Here is a 4,049-nt window from a genome sequence, read left to right as displayed (position 1 = left end):
AGTCATCTCGGCCCATTTATCCGATCATTTTCGTTGAATATGCCCAATATTCGCCTCAAACGATCAAAAAAATGGACTCAAAATGGCTTTCCCTCGCTACGATCACCTAAGTCCGACAGCCTCCTAGCGAGCCAAGGTGTTGTGCAAACAGTGAAAAGCCTCGCTGAATATTTCCAGTGAGGCTTTTGTGGTGGTGGCCTAGTACATCAACCCTTCGGACGTTTCTGTGGCACTCCGCCTCGGCGTTATAGCGTTTTTCAAGGGAATAACCATTCCCTGCGAGCTATGCCTTGATGCGAAATGCCACAGAATCGCTGACTAGGCGATATAAGAGGGTTGATGTACTAGCCTAAACAGTTCATGAAATATTCGGGTTAGATATCACGCAACAGTTCGTTAATACCGACTTTGCCACGGGTTTTGGCATCCACCTGCTTAACGATGACCGCGCAGTAGAGGCTGTAGCTGCCATCTTTGGAGGGTAGGTTACCTGAAACAACCACCGAACCTGCTGGAATACGACCATAGCTAATTTCACCCGTCATGCGGTTGTATATTTTGGTGCTCTGGCCAATGTAAACACCCATGGAGATAACCGAACCCTCTTCAACAATTACACCCTCAACAACTTCGGAGCGTGCGCCGACGAAGCAGTTGTCTTCGATGATAGTCGGTGACGCTTGCAATGGCTCGAGTACCCCGCCAATGCCTACGCCGCCTGAGAGGTGGACGTTTTTACCAATTTGGGCACATGAGCCAACCGTTGCCCAAGTGTCTACCATGGTGCCGCTGTCAACATAGGCTCCGATGTTGACATAAGAGGGCATTAGAACCGTGCCGGAGGCGACGTAGGACCCGCGACGAACAGAGGCCGGTGGTACAACGCGTATGCCTGAATCACGAAAATCGCGGGTGTTGTAATCGGCAAATTTGGAGGGCACTTTGTCGTAGTAGTTGGTATAACCACCTTTCATAAACTCATTGTCTTCGATACGAAAAGAGAGCAGTACCGCTTTTTTCAGCCACTCATTGACCACCCAGTCACCCACGCCTCGTTGGTTGGCTACTCGCAGCTCACCACTGTCGAGCTTGGTCATCGCTTCGTTAACCGCCTCTTTGACGTGGGTATCGACATTTCGAGGGGTAATCTCTGCTCGGATTTCGAAGGCTTCTTCGATGATTTGTTGTATGTTGCTCATGGTTAACTCCGCTCTGAATGATTTGTTGTTCGATGTGTAAGGTTGCGTGTTAAATATGATTTTAACATCACGGTGGTTTTATCCGGGTTATAAACGTTTAATAAAATCACGCATGCGCTCAGCCGCTTCAATGCACTCCTCTACACTGGCAACCAGTGCCATACGTACATAGTTGGCCCCAGGTATCATGTTATCTACATCACGGGAGAGGTAGCTGCCGGGCAGTACGGTAACATTGCACTCAGCATACAGTCTCTGGGCAAACAGTTCATCGTTAATGGGGGTTTTGGCCCAGAGGTAGAAGCTGGCTGAGGGCTGTTGCAGTGTCATTACGGGTGAGAGTATCTCCAATACACGGGCAAACTTTTCACGATAGAGCTCCCGGTTCTGTTTTACGTGGGCTTCATCACGCCAAGCGGCGATAGAGGCGGCTTGTACCGGTAGTGACATCGCGCTGCCGTGGTAGGTGCGATAGCGTAAAAATTGCGTGATGACATCGGCATCGCCGGCTACAAAGCCCGACCGTAGCCCCGGTGCGTTGGATCGTTTGGAGAGACTGTGGAATACCACACAGTTTTTATGGTCGTTGTGGCCCATGGCGGCCGCGGCCTGTAGCAGGCCGGCGGGTCGCTTATTTTCATCGAAGTAGATCTCCGAATAGCACTCGTCGGAGGCTAGAATAAAGTTATATTTATTCGCTAGCTTGATCAGTGCTTGAAGGGTTTCGACTGTGTAAGTGGCACCTGTGGGATTATTGGGTGTACAAAGGTAAAGCAGTTGGCACTTCTCCCAGATAGACTCTGGAACAGAGAGGTAGTCGGCTAAAAATCCATTTTCGGCGGTAATGGGTACATAGTGTGGTGTGGCTCCCGCCAGAAAAGCAGCCCCTTCATAAATTTGGTAAAACGGGTTGGGGCAGACCACTATGGCATTCTGGCTGCGATCAATAACTGTCTGGGCGAAGGCGAAGAGTGCTTCGCGGGTGCCATTGACCGGCAGGATCTGTTGCTCGATATTCAGGCTGTCTGCGGGCAGTGAAAAGCGTTGGCTTAACCAGTCTGCAATCGTTTGGCGTAGCTCGGTGGTACCCTTGGTCGTTGGGTAGTTGGTGAGTGTGCTAAGGTGTGCGCTCAGGGTGTCGATGATGAAGTCGGGCGTGGGGTGTTTCGGCTCGCCAATGGAGAGCGCAATATGTTCACCGCGAGCACTGAACTCTGCCTCTGCCTCTGCCTTGAGTTTGGCCAGCTTTTCAAACGGGTAGGGGTGGAGTTTATTAAGGTCAGGGTTCATTTTATCGTATCGTAGCTATCTGGATTAATTCTAGAATTAGTATTCGGCTGTGCCGATACTACTCCCCAAGTCCGCAATTATAGAGCATCCGTTTATGCTGTCCAAATCCCAGTTACACTTTTTCCCTGTTTTGAGCCTATTATTTTCTGCGGCGATGTGGGGAGTGATCTGGTATCCACTCCGCCTACTGGAAGAGTCCGGGCTGGGTGGGTTGTGGGCAACTCTGGTGATGTACGGTGTTGCGTCGCTGGTTGGCCTGTGGCTGATTCGAGGGCACTGGCACGAGCTGCGCCGCCACCCGTGGTTGTTGATCGTGCTGATGTCCAGCAATGCGTGGTGTAATGTGGCCTTTATTCTCGCGGTGCTTGATGGGCAGGTGGTGCGGGTTATTTTGCTGTTTTTTCTATCACCGATCTGGTCGATATTGCTGGGTATGGCGATATTGGGTGAACGCCTTGACCGCATGGCGACCATTACACTGATACTGGCCTTGTTAGGGGCTGCGGTGATGTTGTGGGAGCCTTCAATCGGTATGCCCTGGCCACGGGATCTCTCTGAGTGGTTGGCCATCTCTGCGGGAATGGGTTTTGCGCTCGCGAATGTAATGGCTCGCAAGATGCAGGATGTTTCGGTGTCGGCTAAAACGGCAATCACCTGGTTTGCGGTCACACTGTTGGCTTTTTTCTGGCTGCTCTTTACCGAGGTGAACTTTCCGGAAACATCATTTGCGACGGTCGGTTACGCAGCAATGCTGGGGTTGTTTGGTGTGGTGTTGATGACGCTGGCGGTGTTGTATGGTGTTACCCATATGCCGGTGTCACGTTCAGCGGTGATTTTGCTATTTGAAATCGTGGTGGGTGCGGTCTCGTCGCAATTATTGAGTGATGAGGTTATTCAAATGGCCGAGTGGTTTGGCGGCGGGCTGATTGTGCTGGCGGCCTATCTATCGACTAGGAGCCACCTGAATGAACAGAAGTTTCAAAATAAATAAATTATCGCATGTCAGTCTTTTGGTGAGTGATATCGCCCGTGCGCTGGAATTTTATTGCGATTTTCTGGGCATACCGCTTGACCCTGCCCGCCCCGGTTTAGGTTTTCCGGGTGCCTGGTTGTTAGTGGGTGAGCAGAGCATTCACCTGCTAGAGTTACCAAACCCGGATCCGGTTGCAGGTCGTCCAGCCCACGGTGGACATGACCGGCATGTGGCTTTTGTGATGGATGATGTGGCGGCTTTGCGACAGGCGTTGCAGTCGAAGAGTATAGAATATACGTGTAGTCACTCTGGGCGAACAGCACTCTTTTTTCGTGACCCCGATGGCAATGCGCTGGAATTTGTCGAACAATAGAATTGCCCAATAATTGAGATCTGTCAAAAAGGAGCTGTCATGAAATTTAAGTTAGAGAGTCTGAACCTGCCTAAGGTCTCCGCTGCGGGCATGCGTATTCTGGATGTGCTGGCAAAAGATGACTATTCAATGAGTGATGTGGCGGTTGTGGTGGCGGAAGATCCGACCTTGAGTGGGATGATGTTGAAGTATGCAAACTCGCCCCTCTAGCGTC

General features: G+C 51.0%; 6 protein-coding genes. 4 read left to right on the top strand and 2 right to left on the bottom strand.

Features of this window, described 5'->3' with window-relative positions; genetic code table 11:
* The coding region (locus L3J94_12080; GenBank protein MCF6219460.1) for a hypothetical protein at positions 1 to 180 on the top strand (180 nt) is incomplete at its 5' end.
* 194 nt (positions 181 to 374) lie between these two features.
* On the opposite strand, the gene dapD is transcribed toward L3J94_12080, so the two are convergent.
* On the bottom strand, positions 375 to 1,199 hold the full coding sequence (gene dapD, locus L3J94_12075) for a 2,3,4,5-tetrahydropyridine-2,6-dicarboxylate N-succinyltransferase (protein ID MCF6219459.1): 825 nt from the start codon (positions 1,197 to 1,199) through the stop codon (positions 375 to 377).
* Positions 1,200 to 1,286: 87 nt separating this feature from the next.
* Positions 1,287 to 2,489 carry a succinyldiaminopimelate transaminase gene (gene dapC, locus L3J94_12070; GenBank protein MCF6219458.1) on the bottom strand — a complete coding sequence of 401 codons (1,203 nt, stop codon included), beginning with the start codon at positions 2,487 to 2,489 and terminating at the stop codon, positions 1,287 to 1,289.
* Between the two features lie 94 nt (positions 2,490 to 2,583).
* On the opposite strand from dapC, the gene L3J94_12065 reads away from it, so the two are divergent.
* The 3 genes from L3J94_12065 to L3J94_12055 are packed head-to-tail and all read left to right on the top strand — an operon-like array spanning position 2,584 to position 4,045.
* Positions 2,584 to 3,480, top strand: coding sequence for a DMT family transporter (locus L3J94_12065; GenBank protein ID MCF6219457.1), 897 nt, complete (start codon positions 2,584 to 2,586; stop codon positions 3,478 to 3,480).
* Positions 3,455 to 3,835: a VOC family protein gene (locus L3J94_12060; GenBank protein MCF6219456.1), complete on the top strand. Its 381-nt coding sequence runs from the start codon at positions 3,455 to 3,457 to the stop codon at positions 3,833 to 3,835. The genes L3J94_12065 and L3J94_12060 overlap by 26 nt, the downstream gene beginning before the upstream one ends.
* A 39-nt stretch (positions 3,836 to 3,874) precedes the next feature.
* The gene (locus tag L3J94_12055; protein MCF6219455.1) at positions 3,875 to 4,045 is read left to right on the top strand and encodes an HDOD domain-containing protein; all 171 of its coding nucleotides are present in this window, start codon (positions 3,875 to 3,877) and stop codon (positions 4,043 to 4,045) included.
* The last annotated feature ends 4 nt before the right edge of the window (positions 4,046 to 4,049 follow it).

The sequence above is a fragment of the Gammaproteobacteria bacterium genome, assembly GCA_021647245.1.
Classification (GTDB): Bacteria; Pseudomonadota; Gammaproteobacteria; order RBG-16-57-12; family RBG-16-57-12; genus JAFLJP01.
This window is presented reverse-complemented; position numbering and strand designations above follow the sequence as displayed.